The organism is Desertibaculum subflavum, assembly GCA_003576705.1.
GTDB classification, from domain to species: domain Bacteria; phylum Pseudomonadota; class Alphaproteobacteria; order Ferrovibrionales; family Ferrovibrionaceae; genus Desertibaculum; species Desertibaculum subflavum.
In genome coordinates this window covers 112,388-134,419 of record QOZS01000007.1, presented here as the reverse complement: position 1 = coordinate 134,419, position 22,032 = coordinate 112,388, and the positions used below count along the sequence as shown (strand labels likewise).

Annotated in this window: 20 protein-coding genes; 10 read left to right on the top strand and 10 right to left on the bottom strand. The window is 70.7% G+C overall.

The window, feature by feature from the left end; all coding sequences use genetic code 11:
* The 4 genes from DT074_RS28425 to DT074_RS05740 form a co-directional block, all read left to right on the top strand.
* The coding region (locus tag DT074_RS28425; RefSeq protein WP_368744457.1) for a cold-shock protein at positions 1–359 on the top strand (359 nt) is incomplete at its 5' end.
* A gap of 218 nt (positions 360–577) precedes the next feature.
* Positions 578–1,795, top strand: coding sequence for a helix-turn-helix transcriptional regulator (locus DT074_RS05750; RefSeq protein ID WP_119418863.1), 1,218 nt, complete (start codon positions 578–580; stop codon positions 1,793–1,795).
* 558 nt (positions 1,796–2,353) lie between these two features.
* Positions 2,354–4,495 carry a methylmalonyl-CoA mutase gene (gene scpA / locus DT074_RS05745; RefSeq protein ID WP_119418862.1) on the top strand — a complete coding sequence of 714 codons (2,142 nt, stop codon included), beginning with the start codon at positions 2,354–2,356 and terminating at the stop codon, positions 4,493–4,495.
* Complete coding sequence (locus DT074_RS05740; RefSeq protein WP_119418861.1) at positions 4,492–4,974, top strand: GNAT family N-acetyltransferase; 483 nt, start codon at positions 4,492–4,494, stop codon at positions 4,972–4,974. Before scpA ends, DT074_RS05740 begins: the two co-directional genes overlap by 4 nt.
* Positions 4,975–4,984: 10 nt before the next feature.
* On the opposite strand, the gene DT074_RS05735 is transcribed toward DT074_RS05740, so the two are convergent.
* A complete protein-coding gene (locus tag DT074_RS05735; protein WP_119418860.1) occupies positions 4,985–5,797 on the bottom strand; it encodes a DUF3108 domain-containing protein in 813 nt (270 codons plus the stop codon).
* Between the two features lie 86 nt (positions 5,798–5,883).
* Here DT074_RS05735 and meaB point away from each other — a divergent pair, with 86 nt between their 5' ends.
* Entirely contained in the window at positions 5,884–6,897 is a 1,014-nt protein-coding gene (gene meaB / locus DT074_RS05730) for a methylmalonyl Co-A mutase-associated GTPase MeaB (protein ID WP_119418859.1), read from the top strand.
* Entirely contained in the window at positions 6,894–7,283 is a 390-nt protein-coding gene (locus DT074_RS05725) for a VOC family protein (RefSeq protein WP_119418858.1), read from the top strand. The genes meaB and DT074_RS05725 overlap by 4 nt, the downstream gene beginning before the upstream one ends.
* On the opposite strand, the gene DT074_RS05720 is transcribed toward DT074_RS05725, so the two are convergent.
* Positions 7,246–8,451: a glycosyltransferase gene (locus DT074_RS05720; RefSeq protein WP_162914654.1), complete on the bottom strand. Its 1,206-nt coding sequence runs from the start codon at positions 8,449–8,451 to the stop codon at positions 7,246–7,248. The genes DT074_RS05725 and DT074_RS05720 overlap by 38 nt on opposite strands.
* Positions 8,452–8,463: 12 nt before the next feature.
* Here DT074_RS05720 and DT074_RS05715 point away from each other — a divergent pair, with 12 nt between their 5' ends.
* Complete coding sequence (locus tag DT074_RS05715) at positions 8,464–9,234, top strand: alpha/beta hydrolase family protein (RefSeq protein WP_368744453.1); 771 nt, start codon at positions 8,464–8,466, stop codon at positions 9,232–9,234.
* Here the strand turns inward: DT074_RS05715 and DT074_RS05710 are convergent, their stop codons facing one another.
* Together DT074_RS05710 and DT074_RS05705 are read right to left on the bottom strand one after the other, a co-directional pair.
* Positions 9,235–11,382, bottom strand: a complete 2,148-nt coding sequence (locus DT074_RS05710; RefSeq protein ID WP_119418855.1) for a hybrid sensor histidine kinase/response regulator — start codon at positions 11,380–11,382, stop codon at positions 9,235–9,237.
* Between the two features lie 52 nt (positions 11,383–11,434).
* The gene (locus DT074_RS05705) at positions 11,435–12,286 is read right to left on the bottom strand and encodes an SDR family oxidoreductase (protein ID WP_119418854.1); all 852 of its coding nucleotides are present in this window, start codon (positions 12,284–12,286) and stop codon (positions 11,435–11,437) included.
* Positions 12,287–12,366: 80 nt separating this feature from the next.
* Between DT074_RS05705 and DT074_RS05700 the strand changes: the two genes are divergently transcribed.
* Entirely contained in the window at positions 12,367–13,128 is a 762-nt protein-coding gene (locus DT074_RS05700; RefSeq protein ID WP_119418853.1) for a tetratricopeptide repeat protein, read from the top strand.
* 94 nt (positions 13,129–13,222) lie between these two features.
* On the opposite strand, the gene DT074_RS05695 is transcribed toward DT074_RS05700, so the two are convergent.
* From DT074_RS05695 to DT074_RS05680, 4 genes are all read right to left on the bottom strand, one after another.
* Positions 13,223–16,045, bottom strand: coding sequence for an ATP-dependent DNA helicase (locus DT074_RS05695; RefSeq protein WP_119418852.1), 2,823 nt, complete (start codon positions 16,043–16,045; stop codon positions 13,223–13,225).
* 48 nt (positions 16,046–16,093) lie between these two features.
* Complete coding sequence (locus DT074_RS05690; protein WP_119418851.1) at positions 16,094–16,648, bottom strand: GNAT family N-acetyltransferase; 555 nt, start codon at positions 16,646–16,648, stop codon at positions 16,094–16,096.
* 103 nt (positions 16,649–16,751) lie between these two features.
* Complete coding sequence (locus DT074_RS05685) at positions 16,752–17,303, bottom strand: GNAT family N-acetyltransferase (RefSeq protein ID WP_162914653.1); 552 nt, start codon at positions 17,301–17,303, stop codon at positions 16,752–16,754.
* A gap of 150 nt (positions 17,304–17,453) precedes the next feature.
* Positions 17,454–18,944 (bottom strand): AlkA N-terminal domain-containing protein, encoded by a 1,491-nt coding sequence (locus DT074_RS05680; protein ID WP_119418849.1) that lies wholly within the window; start codon positions 18,942–18,944, stop codon positions 17,454–17,456.
* Positions 18,945–19,090: 146 nt separating this feature from the next.
* Between DT074_RS05680 and ogt the strand changes: the two genes are divergently transcribed.
* A complete protein-coding gene (gene ogt, locus DT074_RS05675; protein ID WP_119418848.1) occupies positions 19,091–19,624 on the top strand; it encodes a methylated-DNA--[protein]-cysteine S-methyltransferase in 534 nt (177 codons plus the stop codon).
* Here ogt and DT074_RS05670 read toward each other — a convergent pair.
* The gene (locus DT074_RS05670; RefSeq protein ID WP_119418847.1) at positions 19,621–20,292 is read right to left on the bottom strand and encodes an aspartate/glutamate racemase family protein; all 672 of its coding nucleotides are present in this window, start codon (positions 20,290–20,292) and stop codon (positions 19,621–19,623) included. The genes ogt and DT074_RS05670 overlap by 4 nt on opposite strands.
* Positions 20,293–20,308: 16 nt before the next feature.
* Positions 20,309–20,887: a VOC family protein gene (locus DT074_RS05665; protein ID WP_119418871.1), complete on the bottom strand. Its 579-nt coding sequence runs from the start codon at positions 20,885–20,887 to the stop codon at positions 20,309–20,311.
* A 100-nt stretch (positions 20,888–20,987) separates the two neighbouring features.
* Here DT074_RS05665 and DT074_RS05660 point away from each other — a divergent pair, with 100 nt between their 5' ends.
* Positions 20,988–22,031 carry an NAD-dependent epimerase/dehydratase family protein gene (locus DT074_RS05660; protein ID WP_119418846.1) on the top strand — a complete coding sequence of 348 codons (1,044 nt, stop codon included), beginning with the start codon at positions 20,988–20,990 and terminating at the stop codon, positions 22,029–22,031.
* The last annotated feature ends 1 nt before the right edge of the window (position 22,032 follow it).

Below are 22,032 nucleotides of genomic sequence, written 5' to 3'. Positions count from 1 at the left end.
GCTTCGGTGGCGGCGGTGGCGCTGGCGCAGGCGGCCGCTTCGGCGGTGGCGGCGGCCGGTTCGGTGGCGGTGATCGGTTCGGTGGCGGAGGCGGCGGCTTCGGCGGCCCGCGCCCGCCGCGCGCCCCCCGCCAGGCGCCGGACCCCTCCACCGCGGTCGATGTCAGCGGCAAGGTGAAGTGGTTCAACGGCCAGAAGGGCTTCGGCTTCGTTGCCGCCGACGATGGCGGCAAGGACGTGTTCGTGCACATCTCGGTGCTCGAGCGCGCCGGTCTCGCCACGCTCGGCGAAGGCCAGCCGGTCTCCATGAAGGTCGTCGACACGCCAAAGGGGCGCGAGGCGATCTCGCTCACCGCCTAAGACCTGGGCCTGAAGCCTGGCGCCGGCGGAACCGCCGGCGCGGGTAGGCTGCAGGACCGGTATCAAGCGTCGAACGGCGAGGCGGCCGCGCCCCCAGCGGCCGCCTCGTTTCGCTTGTGCATGCCCCTATCTTTCTGGAATGATTACATTGTTGCACGGGCCGCCTGTCGGATATCCGGCAAGGCGATGGCCGTGCAAGCCGGGGACGGGGGATCGGCTTGGCGCTGCACGACAACGTCTTCGACGTGATCGACGGCTTCTACGCCGCGGGCGGCGGCGAGCTGCCCTGGGCCGTCGCCTGGGACCGGCTGCTGCAGGCCACGCGCTTCGCCGGCGCCAGCATCTTCTCCTTCGACCGCCAGGCCAGGGTCGGCGCCTGCATGGAGCGGCGACCGGTTTCGGCCGGCATCTGGCACCGCATCGATCCGGATTTCGGCCGGCGCTACAGCGACGAAGGCTATTGCCATATCGATCCGCAGCGCCGCTTCCTGCTCGACAACCTGGCCACCATCCGCATCCGCTACGACGCCCTGCATTCGACCGAAGCGGAGATGGACCGCGACCCCTATTACGCGCTGGTCGAGCGGCATACCGGCCACCGCTACTATCTCGGCGCGCAGACCGATCCGGCCCAGGGCATCGGGGCCACCATCTGCCTGCACCGCCCGCGCGCCGCCGGCCACGCGACGCCGGAGGAGATCGCGCTGTTCGGCGCCTTGATGCCGCATTTCGAGCGCGCCTTCCTGCTGGAGCGCCGGCTCGGCCTGGCATTGACCCCGGGCGGCGCCGCCGCCGCGCTGCTCGATCTCAACCCGACCGGCATCCTGGTGATCGATGCGCATGGCCGCGTCGCCTTCGCCAACCGCGCGGCGGAAGCGATGGCGGCGCGCGCCGATGGCTTCGCCCTCTTGCCCGACGGCATGCACGCGCTCCGCGCCGGCGACGACGCCAAGCTGCAGCGCCTGATCGGCGCCGCGGTGAAGCCCGAGAAGCGGGGCGGCGGCGCGCTGCGCCTCGCCCGCAAGACCGGCGCGCGCGACTACACCGTGCAGGTGATGCCGCTGCCGCCCACTGCCGCGATCGTCGCCAGCGTGGTGCCCGCGGCCTGCGTGCTGATCGCCGATCCCACGGCACTGGCGCCGCCGGTCGGGCATCTGCTCGGGCCGCTCTACGGCCTGACGGCGACCGAGACCCGGGTCGCCGAGCAGCTCGCCGCCGGCGACACCATCGAGCAGGCGGCGCAGGCGCTCGGCATGGCCTGGGCCACCGCGCGCAGCCACCTGGCGGCGATCTTCCGCAAGACCGGCACGCGCCGCCAGCCGGAGCTGATGCGGCTGCTGCTGACCCTGCCGGCGGGGATCGGTTCGGCCGAGCTCGAGCCGGTCGACCCTCAGGCCGCCATCACCAGAGGCCGGCCTGTTTCAGCTGATACATGAAATAGGTGTAGGTCGGGATGGCGAGCGCGAGGTTGATCCACAGGAAGCGTCGGATCAGCGTTGCAACCGTTTTCATCGCGACCTCCGACGCACCAGAACCACCCGAACAGCCGGATTAGGCCACGCCCGAACCCGTTAACGCTATAGGTTTTATTCAAATTTTATGGATCTGGGGCCTTCGCGCCGTGGCGTTGCCAATTATATCGTGATACAATATTTTATCGAACTCCACCAGGAGCGACGGTAAAATCTCATGATCGGCAAAACCGGCCTGCATGTTGATCGTGTGACCGCACCGCAGCGGACTCCCGCTCCATCAGCGCCAACCCTACTATCCGAGCGGAACAGATGCGCCGCGGAACGGATATGCCGCCTCGGCCCGAGGGAAATCCGAGGCACCGGAGGCAGCCGGCGGAACAGATGCGCCGCGCAACAAATGCGCCGCCCTCCGCGGAGCGAGACCGCGGAACAGACATGCCGCTGGTTTGATTCCGACCGGCCCCCTCCCCATACTGCGGCGCAACACCATGTAACGATATGCGTACCGAGGCAGCGCCCATGAGTAGCCGCAAACCGACGCTTGAGGACTGGCAGAAGCTCGCGGCGGGCGAGCTTGGCGGGGCCGAGGCCGCGAGCCTGGCCTGGAACACGCCGGAAGGCATTGCCATCAAGCCGCTCTACACGGCGGCGGACCTGGCCGGCCTGGAGCTGCAGCAATTCCCTGGCTTCGAGCCGTTCACCCGCGGCGTGCGCGCCACCATGTACGCGAACCGTCCGTGGACCATCCGGCAATATGCCGGCTTCTCCACCGCGGAGGAGTCGAACGCCTTCTACCGGCGCAACCTCGCCGCCGGCCAGGCCGGGCTCTCGGTCGCCTTCGATCTCGCCACCCATCGCGGTTACGACAGCGACCATCCGCGCGTGGTCGGCGATGTCGGCAAGGCCGGCGTGGCGATCGACAGCGTCGAGGACATGAAGATCCTGTTCGACGGCATTCCGCTCGACAAGATGTCGGTGTCGATGACGATGAACGGCGCGGTGATCCCGACCTTGGCGAACTACATCGTCGCGGCGGAGGAGCAGGGCGTCGGCGCGGACAAGCTCGCCGGCACCATCCAGAACGACATCCTGAAGGAGTTCATGGTCCGCAACACCTATATCTATCCGCCCGGGCCATCGATGCGCATCGTCGCCGACATCATCGAGTACACGGCGAAGCGGATGCCGAAATTCAACTCGATCTCGATCTCCGGCTACCACATGCAGGAGGCCGGGGCGACCGCGGTGCAGGAGCTCGGCTTCACCATCGCCGACGGCAAGGAATATGTGCGCCAGGCGCTGGCGCGCGGGCTCGATGTCGACGCCTTCGCCGGCCGGCTCTCGTTCTTCTTCGCCATCGGCATGAACTTCTTCATGGAAGTGGCGAAGCTGCGCGCCGCGCGCCTGCTCTGGGCGCGGGTGATGCGCGAGTTCAACCCGAAGAAGCCGGTCTCGTCGATGCTGCGCACGCATTGCCAGACATCCGGCGTTTCGCTGACCGCGCAGGATCCCTACAACAACGTGATCCGCACCACGCTCGAGGCGCTGGCCGCCGTGCTCGGCGGGACGCAATCGCTGCACACCAATGCGCTGGACGAGGCGCTGGCGCTGCCGACCGACTTTTCCGCCCGCATCGCCCGCAACACCCAGCTGATCATCGCCGAGGAGAGCGGCGTGACCAAGGTCGTCGATCCGCTCGGCGGCTCCTGGTATGTCGAGGCGCTGACCCACTCGCTCGCCGCGCATGCCTGGCAGCTGATCGAGGAGGTCGAAGCGCTGGGCGGCATGACCAAGGCGGTCGAAAGCGGCATGCCGAAGCTGCGCATCGAGGAGGCGGCGGCGCTGAAGCAGGCGCGGATCGACCGCAAGGAAGAGGTCATCGTCGGCGTCAACAAGTACCAGGCGAAGGACGACCAGCAGGTCGACGTCCTGGTGGTCGACAACGACAAGGTGCGCGAGGCGCAGATCACCCGCCTCTCGCGCATCAAGCAGACGCGCGATGCCAAGGCCTGCGCCGCCGCGCTGGAGGCGCTGACCAACGGCGCCGCGGCAAACGGCAACCTGCTGGAGCTCGCCGTCAACGCCGCGCGCGCGCGGGCGACGGTCGGCGAGATCTCGGACGCGATGGAGAAGGTGTTCGGCCGGCATCGGGCGGAGATCCGCTCCGTCGCCGGCGTCTATGGCGGCGCCTACGAGGGCGATGCCGGCTTTGCCAAAGTGCAGCGCGAGGTCGAAGGCTTCGCCAAGGCGGAAGGCCGCCGGCCGCGCATCCTGGTGGTCAAGATGGGCCAGGACGGCCATGACCGCGGCGCCAAGGTGATCGCCACCGGCTTCGCCGATATCGGCTTCGACGTCGATGTGGGCCCACTGTTCCAGACGCCGGAGGAAGCCGCGCGCGACGCGATCGAGAACGACGTGCACGTGATCGGCGTCTCGACCCAGGCGGCCGGCCACAAGACCCTGGTGCCGGGGCTGATCCAGGCGCTGAAGGCGCAGGGCGCGGACGACATCCTGGTGGTCGTCGGCGGCGTCATCCCGCCGCAGGACTATCCCTTCCTGCGCGAGGCCGGGGTCGCCGGCATCTACGGGCCCGGCACCAACCTGGTCGCGGCTGCGGCCGAGATCATCGCGCTGCTGCAAGGACGGCGCGAGGCGGCGTGAGCGACCACACCGCGTGGATGCCGGTCGACATCCGCGCGGCGGCTCCGGATGATCTGGAGCCGATTGCGGCGGTCGATGCCGCCGCCTGGCGCGAGCACTACGCGCCGCATGTCCCGCCCGAGGTGGCGGAAGCCTGGCTCGCCCGCATCCCCTACACTTGGCGGCGCAGCTTTCGCGAGGGCCGGACCGATTTCGTCGTGCGGGTGGCGGCGACCGACGGCGCGGTGATCGGTTTCGTCGCGGTGGAGCGGGCCCGGCTCTGGTCGCTGCAGGTCGATCCCGCCTTCGACGACCGCGGCATCGCCGAGGCGCTGTTCGCCGATGCGCGCGAGCTTTGCGGCCCCGGCCTGTTCGTGCATTCGCTCGCCGCCAACCGGCGGGCCAGCGCGTTCTGGAACGCGCAGGGCCTGCGCGTCGTCGCCGAGATGAAGGACGTCTTCCTCGATGCCGAGATCCCTACCCTCATCTATGCGTTCTGACCGCGCGCGGTCAGCGCGCCTGCAGGTCGATCGGCCGGCCGTCCTTCTCGAGCCGCGCGAGCGTCGCCACCACCTCGCCATAGCGGGTATCGGCATAGACCTTGGCGGGCAGCAGGATGTCGACGTCGGACCGGCGGGCGAACCACACCTCGAAGCCCGGCTCGTCCGGCCCGCGCGTCGCCGTGTCGTACTTGGCCGAATAGCCGGCGATGCGGTCGACATACAGCACGCAATGCAGCGCCTCGCCCCGGAACGCGCCGGCGATACGCGGCTCGATCTTCTCCGTCCCGGTCGCCTTGGGGTAAAGATCGTAGCGGCGCCGGCCGTCGAACACCGGGATGTGCGCGCTGCAGGCCTCCGCCGCACTGGGCCGCAGGATGGCCGCCAGCAGCGCGCTGAGCGGATCGATGGCGCCGCGCGTCATCTCGGGCCGCACCGGATCGCGCCCGTCCTTCTTCGGCGGCGGCACCATCTCGGCATGCGCGATGCCGGCGGCATCCCAGCGCACCTTGGCGGTGCGCGGATCGATGAAGCGGCTGGTCACCCGGCTCTCATGCGCCAGCGCGGCGACCGGGGAACCGTGCGCCCCTTCGGAGCGCGCCGCCATGCGGTAGCGCGTCAGCGAATCGGCCATGCCCTCGGTCCGCACGTCCATGGTGATGACGTAGCGGTCCGGCGTCAGCTCGATCGCCCCTTCCATCTTCAGGTCGAACAGGCCGACGAATTGCACCAGATAGCCGAAGCTATAGCGTTCCGGCGCCGTCGCCCGGGCAAGACCGGGCATCAGGCACAAGGCAAGCGTGGCGAGGGCAAGGCGTCGCATGCGCCGAAGATGGGGCTTCCCCGGCGCCGCGGCAACTCCCTCACCGGGTCGTGTGGGGCGGCGGGACTGTGATAGGTAACCCCGCGATGCACGCGAAATCCCCCGCCGCGACCGACTATCGCCGCGTCAGCGATCCGGATGCCCTCGCCACCGCCTTGCTGGCCGGCGAGCGGCGGGCGCTGGCGCGGGCGATCACGCTGGCCGAGTCCACCCGCGACGACCATCGACGCATCGCCGAGGCGGTGATCGACAAGGTGCTGCCTCGGACCGGCAAGGCGATCCGGCTCGGCATCACCGGCACGCCCGGCGTCGGCAAGTCGACCTTCATCGAGGCCTTCGGCCGCTATCTGACGGCCGCCGGCAAGCGGGTGGCCGTGCTGGCGGTCGACCCTTCGTCGGCGCTGTCCGGCGGGTCGATCCTCGGCGACAAGACGCGGATGGAGGAGCTGGCGCGCGATCCCGCCGCCTTCATCCGCCCCTCGCCCGCCGGCCGCACCTTGGGCGGCGTGGCGCGGCGCACGCGCGAGGCGATGCTGCTGGCCGAGGCGGCGGGCTTCGACGTGGTCATCATCGAGACCGTCGGCGTCGGCCAGTCGGAGACGGCCGTCGCCGAGATGGTCGACCTGTTCCTGCTGCTGCTGGCGCCCGGCGGCGGCGACGAGCTGCAGGGCATCAAGCGCGGCATCATGGAGATCGCCGACCTCGTCGTGGTCAACAAGGCCGATGGCGACTTGCTGCCGGCGGCCCGGCTCGCCGCCACCGAATACGGATCGGCGCTGCGGCTGATGCGGGCCAAGCTCGCGTTCTGGCGGCCGCGCGTGCTGCTCGCCTCGGCGCTCAACCGCGACGGCCTCGATGCGGTCTGGCGCTCGGTCGAGGATTTCCGCAAGGCGGCGGAGGCCGAGGGCGAGCTTGGCCGGCGCCGCGCCCAGCAGGCGAATACCTGGCTCTGGGGCGAGATCCGCGAAGGCCTCACCGCCGCGTTCCGCGCCTATCCGGCCGTCGCCCGCGCGCTGCCCGAGATCGAGCGCCGCGTCGCGGCGGGCCAGCTGAACCCTGCCGCCGCGGCGCGCGAGCTGCTCAAGAGGTTCCAGAAATGAGCGGTTTCCAAATCGTCGGCCTGGACCATGTCGTCGTGCGCGTGCGCGACCTGGAGCGCATGGTCGCCTTCTATCGCGACGCCATCGGCTGCGTGGAGGAGCGGCGGCTGGAGCGGCTCCAGCTGGTGCAGATGCGCGCCGGCCGCTCGATGATCGACCTGATCGCCGGTCGCGGTTCCGAAGCGGCGGGCAACATGGACCACCTCTGCATCCGCATCGAGCCCTTCGAGGCGAGCGCGATCCGGGCCCAGCTTGGCCGTTTCGGCGTCGAGATCGGCGAAGTGGTCACGCGCTACGGCGCCGAGGGCGACGGCCCGTCGGTCTACCTGAACGACCCGGAGGGCAATGTCATCGAGCTGAAGGGGCCGCCCGGCGCCGCGCCGTGACCAGGTCTTCGTACAGCGCCAGCGTCCGCGCACACATCAGGTCGACGTCGAAATTCGTCTCGACATGCGCGCGCGCCGCGACCGCCACCGCCCGGCGCGTCTCCAGGTCGAGCCGCATCGCGGCCTGCAAGGTATCGGCGAGCACCTTCGCCTCGCCGGGCGCGATCAGCCAGCCGGTCTCGCCGTCGCGCACGATCTCCGCCGCGGCGCCGTGGGCGGTCGCGATGACCGGCCGGCCCATCGCCTGTGCCTCGGCCAGAACGCGGTTCGAGGAGGTCGGGCGGAGCGCCGGCGACACCACCACATCGGCCAGCTGGTAGGCCGCCGGCACGTCGCGGCAGCCTTCGATCAGCCTGAGCCGGCCGCCCAGGCCGCGGCTCTTGGCCAGCTTGATCAGCTTGTCGCGGTAGCGCGCCTCGCCGCCTTCCGGCGCCAGGATGACGCCGATCACCTCGGCGCCCGGCAAGAGGGCCAGCGCCTCGATGAAGGTGGCATGGCCCTTGTCCTCGATCAGGGCGCCGGGCAGCAGCGCCACCGGCATGCCGTCCGGCAGCCGCCATTCGCGGGCGAGCGTGATGACCCGCTCGGTCGAGACGCGGGCCGGGTCGAAGCGGTCGAGGTCGATGCCGCGCGGGATGGTGACGATCTTCTCCGGCGCCAGGCCATGCGCCTCCTGCAGCCGCTTGGCCGCATAGGCGGAGCCGGCGATGACGCGATCCGCGGCCAGCATGTCGCGGAGCTGGCGCCGGCCGAGCGTGCCGCCCGCGTCGTAGAAAGTGGAAACGAGCGGCACCGCGAGCGCCTCGGCTGCCGCCTTGGCGCTGGCGGCGGGCTCGACCGCCCGCAGGTGAATGAGGTTCACCCGGTGCGTGCGCGCCGTCTCCACCAGCAGCTTGGTGTTGCGCCGCGCCGCCAGCATGCCCTGGTTCGACAGCGGCAAAGTGACGTGCTGGGCGCCGACGCGTTCGACCTCGCGGCTGACCGGGCCGCCTTCCGAGACGACCACCGCGCCATAGCGGGCGCGCGCCAGCGCATCGGCGATCTCGACGGTCGTGCGCTCGGCGCCGCCCGCCTCGAGCCGGGTGATCACCTGCATCACCGACAGGGCGCGCCGTTCCGGCACGGCCTCGGCGATGCTAGCTTCGCCGCGGTTCTGCAGCTTTTCCACTCCTGGTGACCAATGACGGCCCAAGCCGCGCCCGCCCGACTCGTACGACCCGACGGCACGACCATCGCCTATCATGCCCTATCCGGCAAGCCGCCTGTTGTGATGTTCTGCGGCGGCTTCAAGTCTGACATGACGGGAACGAAGGCCTTGGCGCTCGAAGCGAGCTGCCGTGCCGAGGGTCGCGGCTTCATCCGCTTCGACTACTACGCGCATGGCGCCTCGCCCGGCGATTTCGAGCAGGCGACGATCGGGCGCTGGAAGGACGATACCCTGGCGGTGATCGACGAGGTGGTGCAAGACCCGCTCGTCGTCGTCGGCTCGTCGATGGGCGGCTGGATGATGCTGCTGGCGGCGCTGGCGCGTCCGGAACGGGTGAAAGGCCTGGTCGGCGTCGCCGCGGCGCCGGATTTCACCCAGGAGCTGATGTGGCCGGAGCTTTCCGACGAGGCGCGCGCCGTCCTGGCCCGTGACGGCGTCTGGCGCCGGCCGTCGCAATATTCCGACGACCCGTATCCCATCACCCTCAGGCTGATCGAGGAGGGGCGCGACCACCTCGTGCTCAACCGGCTGGGCGGCCTCGCCTGCCCGGTCCGCCTGCTGCACGGCGTGCAGGATGCGGACGTGCCCTGGCGGCATTCGCTGCGCCTGCTGGAGGCGCTCGGCGGCGTCGACGTCACGCTGACCCTGGTCAAGGACGGCGATCACCGGCTGTCGACGCCGGCCGACATCGCCCGGCTGTGCACCACCGTCGAGGCGCTGTGCCGGCAGGTCGGACAAGGCTGATCAGGCAGCCGCGCGCAGCTGCTCGCGGATCACCCGGGCCAGCTCGCTCGGCTTGTAGGGCTTGCGGATGATCGGGAAGGGGCCGCCCTCGGCGGACGCATCGTCGGTAAAGCCGGAGGTCAGCAGGATCGGCAGATGGGGCCGGCGGCGGCGCGCCTCCTCGGCAAGCTCGCGCCCGTTCATGCCGCCCGGCATGACGATGTCGGTAAACAACAGGTCGAACGGCACCGCCGCCTCGATGCGGTCGAGCGCGGCCCGCGCGTCGCCCACGGCCTCGACGACGAAACCGAGCCGTTCCAGCTGCTTGGCGACGAAATTGCGCACCAGCGCGTCGTCTTCCACCACCAGGATGCGGCTGCCGGCGGGGTCGGCCATCGGCTCCGGCAGCAAGGCGGTGGAGGCCGGCTCCGCCGGCGCCGCGACCGGCAGCTGGATGGTGATGGTGGTGCCGCGGCCGATATCGCTCCTGAGCTGCAGCCCGCCGCCGGACTGGCGGGCGAAGCCGTAGACGGCGCTAAGGCCGAGACCGGTGCCCTTGCCCGGCGGCTTGGTGGTAAAGAAGGGCTCGACGGCGCGGCGCATCACTTCGGGCGTCATGCCGCTGCCAGTATCGGTCACGTCGAGGGTGACGTAGCGGCCGGGCTCGAGGTCGCTGTCGGCCGCTTCGGCCGGGCCGATCTCCATCTGCCCCATGGACAGCGTCAGCGTGCCGCCGGCGGGCATGGCGTCGCGGGCATTGATGGCAAGGTTGAGAATGGCGCTTTCGAGCTCGGCCGGATCGACCTTGGTCCAGAGCTCGGCCGGGGCGGGGTCGACCTTGACCACGATGTGCTCGCCGACCGCGCGGGTGACCAACGGCAGACCGCCCTGCACCAGCGCGGCGAGCTCGACCGATTGCGGACGAAGCGGCTGGCGCCGGGCGAAGGTCAGCAGGCGGCGGGTCAGGTCGGCGCCGCGCTCCGCCGCGGCGCGGATCATCGCCGCCAGCGAGCCGATCACCTGTTCCTTGGCATGGCGCTCGATCATCGAGGCGTTGCCGATCACCACGGTCAGCAGGTTGTTGAAGTCGTGCGCGACGCCGCCGGTGAGCTGGCCGACCGCTTCGAGCTTCTGCGACTGGCGGATGCGCGCCTCCGCCTCGACCCGCTCGCTGACGTCGCGCGCCGCGGCATGGATCCCCTGTTCCGACGCCATCCAGCGCGCCAGCCACAGCATCGGCACGGCGCGCCCGTCCGCGGCCTGGATGCGGATCTCGCTGCTGATCGGCCCGTCGCTCTGCATTGCCGCCTGCAGGAAGCTGGACGCCGCTTCGCGGTCGTCGGCATGCACGATGTCGAGCAGCGCGATACCGCGCAGCGCATCCGGCGCATGGCCCCAGACCTCGCGGCTGCGCGGGCCGACATCGCGGAACCGGCCGCCCCGGTCCAGCATGCAGATCACGTCGAGCGAGTTCTCGACCAGGCTGCGGTAGCGCGCTTCGCTCGCCTGCAGCTGCTGCGCCAGATGCTCGCTGGCAGCAAGACGCTCGCCGGCCGCCGCGGCGCGGGCACGCTCCATCGCATACAGCTCGCGAAAGCGCGCCACGCTGAGCAGCAGCGCGATGGCGATGAACTGCGCCAGGATCGCGTTGATCAGCAGAGCGCCCCGGAGGCTCTCCACGCCCTCCCGGCCCTGTCCGGCGAGGTAGACGACGATCACCGCGGCCATGGCGGCGCTGGTCGGCACCGTGATATTGCGGGCGAAGGCTCGGCCGACCAGGAAGTAGGCGAAGATGTAGAGCGGGAAAGTCCAGCCGAGATAGATCGCCGCCGCTTCCAATGAGCCGGTCACCAGCAGCGCATTGGCGAGATTGGCGGCCATGTAGCCGCAATAGAACACGGCGACCGCCCGGCTGAGCAGGACGAGGCCGTCGAGCGAGACCCGGCCGACGGCGATCAGGATGACGGCGGAGACGGCCGCCGAGACCGGCATGGCAACGCGCTCGAACGGGCTGAGCAGCCCGGCCGGCGCGGCGACGGCAAGACCATAGACGCAGCTTATGATGGACAACACGGCCACCGCGCGCAGGCCGACGATCATGCGCCGACGGCCGGGATGCGGGTCGCCCACACCGCCAGCGGCGGTCGCGATGTGATTCGGCTCGCTCATGCACCCCCTCGGGCGACAGCTTCCTCCATCGCGCGTCCCGCAGCAATAACCGCTAGCCAGCGCCGGCCAGGGCGCGCAGCCCTTCGCGGTAGGTCGGATAGAGCAGGCTCAGGCCAAGCTCGCGCTTGACCTTGGCATTGCCGACGCGCCGGCTCTCGCCATAGAAGCTGCGCGCCATGTCGGATAGCTGCGCCGCCTCGAACGGCACTTCCGGCGGCGGCGCGTGGCCGAGCAGCTCACAGGCGAAGGTGACCACATCCGCCGAAGCGGCCGGCTCGTCGTCGCACAGGTTGTAGATGGCGCCGGGATCCGGACGGGCGATCGACGCTTCCAGCGCCTGGGCGATATCGGCGACATGGATGCGCGAGAAAGCCTGGCCTGGCTTGACCACGCGCCGGGCGGTGCCGGCCCGCACCTGGTCGAGCGCACTTCGCCCGGGCCCGTAGATGCCGGCCAGGCGGAAGATATGGGCTCGCGGCGTCAGCGCCTGCCAGGCGGCCTCGGCGGCAACCCGCCGCCCGGCGCGCTCGGTCAGCGGCGCGACGGGCGTCGTCTCGTCGACCCAGGCACCGCCACTGTCGCCGTAGACGCCGGTGGTCGAGAGATAGCCGATCCAGGCGAGGTCCGGCAGGCGCGCAAGGTCGGCGCCGTGCCGGCGCAGCGCCGGATCGCCGGCGGCATCGGGCGGGATCGACGCGAGCATATGGGTCGTGCCGTCCAGCGCCCCGGCCGGCAGCGCGGCCGTGCCGTCGAATTGATAGGCTTCGATTCCGGCGGCCCGGAGCTCGGCAACCCGCGCGGCCGCCCGCGCCGTTCCGGCAATGCGGAAGCCACGGGGACCAAGGCGCCGGGCCAGGAACGCGGCGCTGTAGGAATAGCCGAAGCAGAACAGGCGGGGCGGCATTGGGGCACCCTGCCGGCCCCCCGACGGCAGGGCAAGTCGGCCGCATGGGCAAGCGGGCGCCGGCGTGCTAGCAGGGGCGCGTGAGACACGCCCGCGCTGCCATCGCCTTCTGCCTCGTTGCCCTTTTCGTCCGGCCGGCGCCGGCGGCCGAATTCAAGGGCGAAGACGACGTCAAGTACCAGGCCTGCCTTCGGCTTGCCGCACGCCAGCCGGACGAGGCCTTCGAAAGTGCACTGCAATGGCGCGAGCGCGGCGGCGGCAGCCCGGCCCGCCATTGCGCCGCCATGGCGCTGATCCAGCTGAAGCACTATGCCGATGCCGCCGACCGGCTGGAGCAGCTCGCCGGGGACCTCCGCAAATCCAACCCGGACCTGGTGCCGGAAGTGCTGTCCCAGGCCGGCAACGCCTGGCTGCTGGCGGGCTTTGCCGAACGCGCCGACGCGGTGCTGACTTCGGCCCTGGCACTGCGGCCGAGCGACGCCGATCTCTATATCGACCGCGCCCGCGTGCGGGCGGCGCGCGAAAGCTTCCGCGAGGCGCTCGGCGATCTCGACGCGGCGCTGCTGATCGAGCCCGACCGCACCGAGGCGCTCGCCTTCCGCGCCTCGGCCTATCGCGCCCTCGGCGAAGCCAAGGCCGCCTTCGCCGATGCCGAGCGCGCCCTCGCGCTCAACCCGGATCAGCTGGAAGCGCTGCTCGAGCGCGGCCATCTGCGCCGCGCCAGCGGCGACATCAAGGGGGCCCGCGCCGATTGGGTGCGGGTGCTCGAGCTCGCCGCCGGCACCCCGGCCGGCGACGCGGCCGCGCTGAACATCCAGAAGATGGACCTGAAGGCGGAGTGACGCGCGGCGGTTACGCGTCCTCACCCTTCGAGACGGCCACCCAGCCTCCGGCAGGGACCTTGGGGCCCCTCAGGATGAGGACGACTGTAAGCCTTCAGTCGGTTGCCTCATCTTGAGGAGCGCCCGAAGGGCGCGTCTCGAAGGGTGAGGCAGCCGTTGCACTGGCGGGCCCCTCAGACAGAAACTCCCGCGTCACCTTGATCGCTTCGGCCAATCCGATGCGCGCGACTTCGACCTCGGGCGGGAACGCCGTCAGCAGGCGCGACGGCAGCATGGCGTCGAGCATGACGAAGACGCCCCTGTCGTCGGCGCGGCGGATCAGGCGGCCGAAGGCCTGCTTCAGGCGGAGCCGCGTCAGCATGTCGTCATAGGCCTGGCGGCCGAACAGCTTGCGCCGCTCGCGGTGCAGGATGTCGGGCCGGGGCCAGGGCACGCGGTCGAACACGATCAGGCGGAGCGAGCGGCCGGGCACGTCGACGCCGTCGCGCACCGCATCGGTGCCGAGCAGGCAGGCATCCTCCTCGCCGCGGAAGATGTCGATCAGGGTCGGCGTGTCGATGCCGTCGACATGCTGGGCGAGCAGCGGGATGCCGGCATCGTCGAGCGGCTGGGCAATGCGCTTCCGCACCGCACGCAGCCGCCAGATCGCGGTGAACAGGCCGAGCGCGCCGCCACCGGACGCGAGGAACAGCTCGCGCACCGCCGCCGCCACCTGGTCGTGACTGTCCCGCCGCACGTCGGTGACGACGAGAACCCGCGTTCGCTTACCGTAGTCGAAGGGCGACGCCAGGCTGGTACGGATTGCCGGCATGGCGAGATGCTGGGCGCCGGTGCGCATCTCGGCGCTGCGCCAATCGGCCTCCTCGTCGCGGTCGGGCCCCTGGTCGCGCAAGGTGGCCGAGGTGACGACGACGCCATGCGCGCGGCGCAGCAGCGCCTCGGCGAAGGGCACGGTCGGATCGACCCAGTGGCGGTGCATGCCGACATCGCTGTCGCGGCCGGCGATGCGCTCGACGGCGAACCAGTCGACGAAGGCATCCTCCTTGCCGCGCTCCAGCGCGCGGAGCATGGCGATCCAGCCTTCCACCGTTTGCGCCCGACGCTCGATGCCGCGCACCGCCGCCTCGATGCGGATCCGCGTGGCCGTATCGAGCTCCTCCGCCTCGTCGTCGAGCCGCGCCAGCAGTGCCTTCATCAGCGTGCGCAGCGGTGCACGCAGCTGGTCGAGCGCCTGGGCCAGCGTATCGGCGGCGGTGAGCAATCCCGGCACCGGCTCCTCCGTGCCGGTCTCGATGCCATAGGGCCCGTCGGCATCCTTGGCGCGGGCCAGCACCTGCTCGCGCACGCGCGCCAGGAAGGCCTCGGCCGGGCCTGACGGCGCCGCGTCGGTCAGCCGCGCGAGCCAGCCTTCGGCCGGCAGCGAGCCCGCCGCGGCAATCGCGGCGCGGAGCGCCTTGGACGCCGCGGCATCTTCCGGCCCGACCAGATCGCCGATGCGCCGTTCCAGCCCGCGGGCCCGGCTGCGCCGGCCACCTTCGGGACCGCGAATCCAGCGGCGGAGCTCGGTGCCCTCGGCGCCGGAGAGGAAGGCGGCGAAGGTGCCGTCCGCGGCGTCGAAGATGTGATGGCCCTCGTCGAACACGTAGCGGCTCGGGCCTTCGCCGGCGGCGGCGCCGCGCGCCGCGCGATGCATCACCAGCGCATGGTTGGCGATGACGATCTCGGCCCGGCGCGACTTCCGACCGGCCCTCTCGATGAAGCATTTCTTGTAATGCGGGCAGGCGGAATAGACGCATTCGCCGCGCCGATCCGTCAGCCCCAGCGTGCGGGCGGGCCCGAGCAGGCCCACCAGCCAGGCCGGGAAGTCGCCGCCGACCATGTCGCCGTCGCGGCTGACCCGGGCCCAGCGCGCCATCAGGCCGAGCGCTACCGCATCGGACGGGCGCATGGCGCCGCCCTGCGCCGCCTCTTCCATGTTGAGCAGGCAGAGGTAGTTCTCGCGGCCCTTGCGCACCACGACCTTCTCCGCCTTCTCCGCCGGATCGGGGTAGAGGCGGTCGAGCTCCTGGTCGATCTGGCGCTGCAGGTTCTTGGTGTAGGTCGAGAGCCAGACCGAGGCGCCGTTGCGCTCGGCCCAGAGCGAAGCCGGCGCGATATAGCCGAGCGTCTTGCCGATGCCGGTGCCCGCCTCGGCCAGCACCATATTGGGCTCGCCCGCCGCGTCGCGCGGCGCGAAGGCGGCGGCGGCGATGGCGGCGTAGTCGGATTGCGCCGGCCGCGCCTCGGCCCCCTCGCCGACCATCTGGGCCAGCCGCTCGCGCGCTTCCTCCGGCCTGACGGGTGCATCCTCCGGCGGCGGCGGCGGCGCATGCTCGCTCCACTCGGCGAGCCGGTTCCAGATGTCGAGCCCGCCATAGGGACCGAGCTTCGGCGCCGGCTCGCCCAACGCCGCCAGCACCGCCGGCGCCCAGGGCCAGCCGCCTTTCGCCATGGTCATGGCGATGGCCGCGACCTCGTTGATGCGGCGCGGCTCGGTGCGGCCAAGCTCGGCCAGCAGCAGCGCCGCCGCACCGGGCAGCACCAGCGCCTCGGCGATATGGTCGCGCGGCAGGTCGAAGCCGAGCACGCGGGCAAGGCCGCGCGGCGTCGGCAGGCAGAACCGTGCCGGCCGCACGAAGGCGAACAGCTCCAGCAGGTCGAAGGCGCGGAAGCGCACCGCCTCGATCCGGGCCGCCACCGCCGGGGCGTGGCAGACCATCGGCGCCTCGCGTTCGACCCGCGCCCGCGCCTCGGCATGGCTTATGGATTCGATCTCGCCATCCGGGCTGATCCAGACCGCGCCGCCGGGACCGGCGGCGAGCGCCGGCGCCGCGGGCAGCGCGGGCGAGGCGGCGGTGCGGAGGGCATGGACCGACATCGCCGCATTATGCGCCCTCGGCCGGGCCCGCGCATCCGACGCGCGGCCTCAGGCGGCGCGGTGTGCGCTGCCGGAGTCCAGTCGTTTCTCCATCGCGATGCCGACCAGGGGATGGCCGCCCGGCAGGCTCATCACCACCGGTGCGTCGCCCCGGTAGCCGATGGCGCGGTAGAGCGGCAGCCCGCTCAAGGTCGCGGTCAGGCAGGCCCGGTCGTAGCCCGCGCGCAGGATATCGGCCTCGATCTCGGCCATGATGCGCCGGCCGAGGCCCTGGCGCGGCATCTGCGCGCTGGCATAGACGGCCCTGACGATCGGCACCTGCGGCGCCAGCTCGGCATCATTGGCGGCATGCAGCGCGTAGGCCGGCCGGCGCACCGACCAGCCGCCGCAGGCCAGGATCGCGTCGTCGCGCTCGATCACGAAGAAGGTCCGGTCCTCGATCAGGTGCGGATCGAGCGTCCCGACATGCAGAATGAAGGCCTCGATGACCTCAAACCCATAGTGATGCCGGCCCAGGGTGCGAAAGCTGTGGGCCTGCATTTCCACGATGGCTTCGCGGTCGGCGGGGGTTGCCCGCCGGATCATGCCATGACGCTCGCTCATCTCCGCCCTCGTCTTCAGCTGACGAGGCGAGGTTTAGCGCTTGCGCCCGAAGCGGCCTGTGGTGCAGTTCACAGGCGCGGAAGCAAACGAGCGGAGATCGGACCTAGGCGGCGGCGCGGCGCGCGCGGCTGCAATCCAGTCGCTTCTCCAATGCGATGCCCACGAAGGACTGCCGGCCGGGCAGATTGAGCACGACCGGCGCATCGCCCAGATATCCCATCGACCGGTAGAGCGGCAGGCTCGCCAGGCTCGAAGTCACGGTCGCCCGCGCGAAGCCGGCACGCACGATCTCCGCCTCGATGTAGACCATCAGGTGCCGGCCGAGACCCTGGCGGGCGAAGCGCGGGTGCATATAGACCGCCCGCACCTTGGGCACCGCTCCGACATCCATGCCGATCGCGGCAAGCCGGGCAAAGCCGGGCCGGCGCACCGACCAGCCGCCGCAGCCCATCGTGGCGCCGTTGCCTTCCAGCACGAAGTAGGTGCGGTCGTCGATCAGGCCGGGATCGAGCGTGCCCGCGGCGAGGAACGCCTCGATCACCTCGGGACCGTAATGGTGACGGCCGAGCGACCGCAGGCTCTCGGCATGCAGGTCGAGCAGGGCGTCCCGGTCGCCGGGCTGTGCCCGACGAATGGTCAGGTTGGCGTCGATCATTCCCGTTCCTTTGGCCTCGCGCCGGCGGCGCGAAGGCGCGGCGCGGCGGAGGGGGCCGATGTGCCGCATGCCAGGCCCGATAACAATCGAGTTTTTCCAAACCCATCGTTGAGCGTGGCTGAATGGCGGCCGCCAGGCCAACGTGTCCGATCAGCCCTGCTTCAAACGCGGCGCCGGCGCCGGCACGTGCGAGGCCCAGAGATGCTGCGCCGCATAGGCGCGCCAGGGCCGCCAGCCTTCGGCACGCGCGAGCAGTTCGGCGGCGCTCGGGCGGCGGCCGGTCTCGTCGGCCATGGCCCGCATCAGGCCGATATCGGCGGCCGGGAAGGCGTCCGGCTCGCGGAGCTCGCGCATGGCGATGTACTGCGCCGTCCATTCGCCGATGCCGGCGAGCGCGCGAAGCCGGCTGATCGCCTCTTCCAGGCTGCGCTTCGGGCCGAAGATCAGCGGATCGGCCGCGACCGTCGCCGCCAGCGCGGCGAGCGCCGCGCCGCGGGCGCGCGGCATGCCGAGTGCCGCGATATCGGCGCCGGCCAGCCGCGCCGGCCGCGGGAAGACATGGGTCAGCGCCGGATGGTCGATATGGGCGAGCGCCAGCCGCTCGCCATAGGTCGCGACCAGCTTGCCGGCGAGGCCGATCGCCGCCGTCACCGTGATCTGCTGGCCGAGCACGGCGCGCACCGCGAGCTCGAACCCGTCCCAGGCGCCCGGCACGCGCAGGCCCGGCCGCGCCTTGACCAGCGGCGCCAGCGCCGGATCCTCGGCCAGATGCGCGCCGATCGCCTGCGGATCGGCGGCGAGATCGAAGACACGCCGCAGGCGCGCGATGATGACCGGCAGCGCCGACAGCTTCGGAAAGCGGATCGTCGCCTTCAGGGCTGCACCCGCGGCCGGCTCCACCGCGACGATGCCGGTCGCGCCGTCGATCTCGATGGTGCGGGCATAGCGCTCGCCGCCGATCGTCTCGACGCCGGGGATGCAGCGCGCGCGCAGGAAGGCGAGCATGGCCGGCCAGTCATAGGGCGGGCGGTAGCGCAGCAGGATCACCACCTCGCCGGTCGGGCCGGCCGGCACTTCGGCCGCCCCGGCGCGGCGGAGCGCGCTGGGCGGGCGGCGGAACAGCTGCTGGAACGTCTCGTTGAAACGGCGGATGCTGCCGAAGCCGGCGGCGAGTGCGATCTCCGCCATCGGCAGGCGCGTCTCGTGGATCAGCTGTTTCGCCAGCAGCACGCGCCGGGTCTGCGCGACGGCGACCGGCGAGGCGCCGAGATGGCGGCGGAACAGACGGCGCAGCTGACGCTCGCCGACGCCGAGGCGATCGGCCAGCGCTTCCACATCGGCGTCGTCGAGCGCGCCGGATTCGATCAGCGAGAGCGCCCGCGTGACCGTGTTCGAGGTGCCGCGCCAGGCGGCGAGATCCGGCGCGGTTTCCGGCCGGCAGCGCAGGCAGGGGCGGAAACCGGCTTCCTGCGCCGCGGCGGCGGAGGCGAAGAAGGTGACGTTCTCGCGCTTCGGCGTGCGCGCCGGACAGATCGGCCGGCAATAGATGCCGGTGGTCCGGACGGCGATGAAAAGCCGCCCGTCGAACCTGGCGTCGCGGGTCTGGATGGCGCGGTAGCAGGCGTCGTGGTCGAGATCCATGGCCGCATGATCGCCGGTAGGACGGCCAGAGTCTCGCGGTTTTCGGACGCCGGCATCTTGGCCGGTTTGCAGGTCCGGAAACGGCGAGCATCGACCGGCGCGAGCCGGCATCATCGCGCCACGACATCGATTCGAGGTCCCGTCCCATGCCGCCACTGACCCTGAAACTCGAACGCGTGCCGGTCGCGATCGGCACGATCCTCCTGTTGACCGACGAAGCGGCACGGGTACGCGCGCTGGACTGGGAGGATTTCGAGGGCCGGTTCCGCCAGCTGCTTAGGCTGCATTACGGCGCGCGCGGCATTGAGATCGTCGAGCAGCGACCGGCCTCGCCGGCGCGGCGCGCGGTCGAGGCCTATTTCGCCGGCGACCTGCGGGCGATCGACACGCTCGCGGTGGAAACCGGCGGCACGCCGTTCCAGCGCGATGTCTGGGCAGCATTGCGCAATATCCCGGCCGGCGAGACGCGGAGCTATGGCGGGCTTGCGGTCGAGATCGGCCGGCCCAAGGCGGTGCGCGCCGTCGGTCTCGCCAATGGCAGCAACCCGATCAGCATCATCGTGCCATGCCACCGGGTGATCGGCAGCGACGGCTCGCTGACCGGCTATGGCGGCGGGCTGCCCCGCAAGCGTTGGCTGCTCGCCCATGAGGGCGCATTGTCCGCACGCTCGGCTGCCTAGCCGGCGAGGGAGCGCCGGTACACCGCCTCGACATGGATATCGGCGCTGTCGAGCACCGGGTAGCCCGGATCATCGCCCTGGAAGGCGAGGAACAAGTCGGTGCCGCCGAGCAGCACCGCCTCGGCGCCGCGATCGACCAGGGCACGACCGGCCGCGTGGAAGAATTGGCACTGCGCCTCGGTGATACGTCCGACGCTCGCCATCGCGCCATAGGTCTCGTGCACCTTCTGCAGCGCCTCGCCTTCGGGCAGCACCACGCGGATGGATGTGAGCCGGCCGTACAGGCCGCTCTCCATCACCATGCGGGTGCCCATGATGCCGATCGACTTCAGGCCCCGACGGGCGATCTCCTCCGCCACGGCGTTCACGCCGTTGATCATCGGCAGGGGCGAGATCGCCTCCAGCTCCTTGATGCAGAAATGCCCGCCCATCGAGGTGACGACGGCCGCCTCGGCGCCGGCCGCCTTCAGGCGCTGCACCAGACGGGCGAAGATCGCCGCCTGCGCACCGGGATCGCGCGCCGCGAGGTTGCGCACCATGTCGCGCACATCGGCATGCGCGATGGTGAGGTCGGGGCAGGTGCCCGCCGCCGCGTGCCGGTCGATCAGGCCGCGGTAGTAGAACTCGGTCGCGGCCGGCCCGATGCCGCCGATCAATCCGAGATGCATGCCTAAATCCCGCCGCTCAGGCCGGCACCGGTGCCGCTTCGGCCCGTTGCTTCAGCCCGCTTTCCGGCTGGTCCGAGCGAAAGATCAGGTCGTCGACCGGCTTGCCGGCATCGAAGCGCGCCGCGAGCTCGTCGGGATCGAACGGCTCGCCGATCGGGTTGGCGTCGAAGGCGGGGCTGTCCATGAAGGCGTTGGCCGCCTCGACGGTGACGAGGTCGACCTGGAATTCCAGCATGTTCTGGTCCGGGTCCTCGTAATACATCGAGAGGGTCATGCCGTGCCGGATCGGCCTGACCGGCACGACGCCCTGCGCCTTCAGCCGCTTGTAGGTATCGACCAGCTCGCCGAGATTCTTCCACGTATAGGCCAGGTGGTGCACGCCCACCGCCATCTTGTCGCGCGGGCCCGCATCGGCCGGTGCCGGGCCGAGATTCAGGAAGGCGAAACGGTGATGCTCGTCGTCATAGGTGAGGAAGGCGAGCCGATCGTCCCGGTGCTGCACCTTGGCCTCGAAGATGCGGCAGTACCAGTCGATCATCACCTCGTATTGATGCGTCTTGTAGACGACATGGGCGAACTTGCTCGGCGCCACCATGGCCATACCCTCCCTCGATCGGATCGAGTCCCAGGCTGGCCCGGGACGCGACGTTGGGCCAGTATGAGCCTCGCCTTCAATCAAGGGCAATGGGGCTAGCATGGCCGACCGAGTCCTGGTTACCGGCGCCAGCGGTTTCCTGGCCAAGCACTGTATCGCAGCCCTGCTGGCACGCGGGTTTGACGTCCGCGGCACGTTGCGGCGCCCGACGACCGCGGCTGAGGTCGTTGCCGCGGTTGCCAAATTGGTCGATCCCTCAGGGCGGCTCGATTTCGCGACGCTCGACCTGACGAAAGACCAGGGTTGGAACGAAGCGGCAGCAGGATGCCGCTACCTGATGCATGTCGCCTCGCCATTCCCGCTGCAGGTGCCGAAGGACCCGAACGAGCTCGTGACCCCGGCCGTCGGCGGCACGCGCCGCGCGCTGGCGGCGGCGGCGCGGGCGGGCGTCGAACGCGCCGTGCTCACGTCATCCGTGGCCGCGATCACGTCCGGACACCCGGATTCCCCCGGACGGATCTACACCGAGGCCGATTGGTCGGATGCGGCCAGCCCGACCATCTCGCCCTACTCGCTCTCCAAGACCCTGGCCGAGCGCGCCGCCTGGGACTTCATCGCCGAAGACAAATCCGGGATGCGGCTCGCGGTGATCAATCCGGGCCTGATTCTCGGTCCCGCGCTGGACCGCGATATCGGCGGCTCGGCCGATGTGATCCGGATGTTCCTGCTGGGCAAGTACCCGGCGCTGCCGCGGCTGCAATTCTCCATCGTCGATGCCCGCGATGTCGCGGCGATGCATGTCGACGCCATGCTCGCCCCGAAGGCGGCCGGCGAACGCTTCGTCTGCGCCGGCGAGACATTGTGGCTCAAGGATATCGGCCACATCCTGCTCGAACGTTTTCCCGCTTTCCGACGCAAGCTGCCGACCCGGGAACTGCCCGATTTCGTCGTGCGGCTGGCCGCGATATTCGACGCGACCCTCAGGGCCGCATTGCCGGACCTCGGCAAGGCGCGGCCGATCTCGAATCGAAAGGCGCGGGAACAGCTCGGTTTCGCTTTCCGCCCGGCGGAGGACGCGATCGTCGCGACGGCGCAAAGCCTGATCGACCTGGGCCTCGTTACGGCGCCCGGCAGCGGTCGATAGA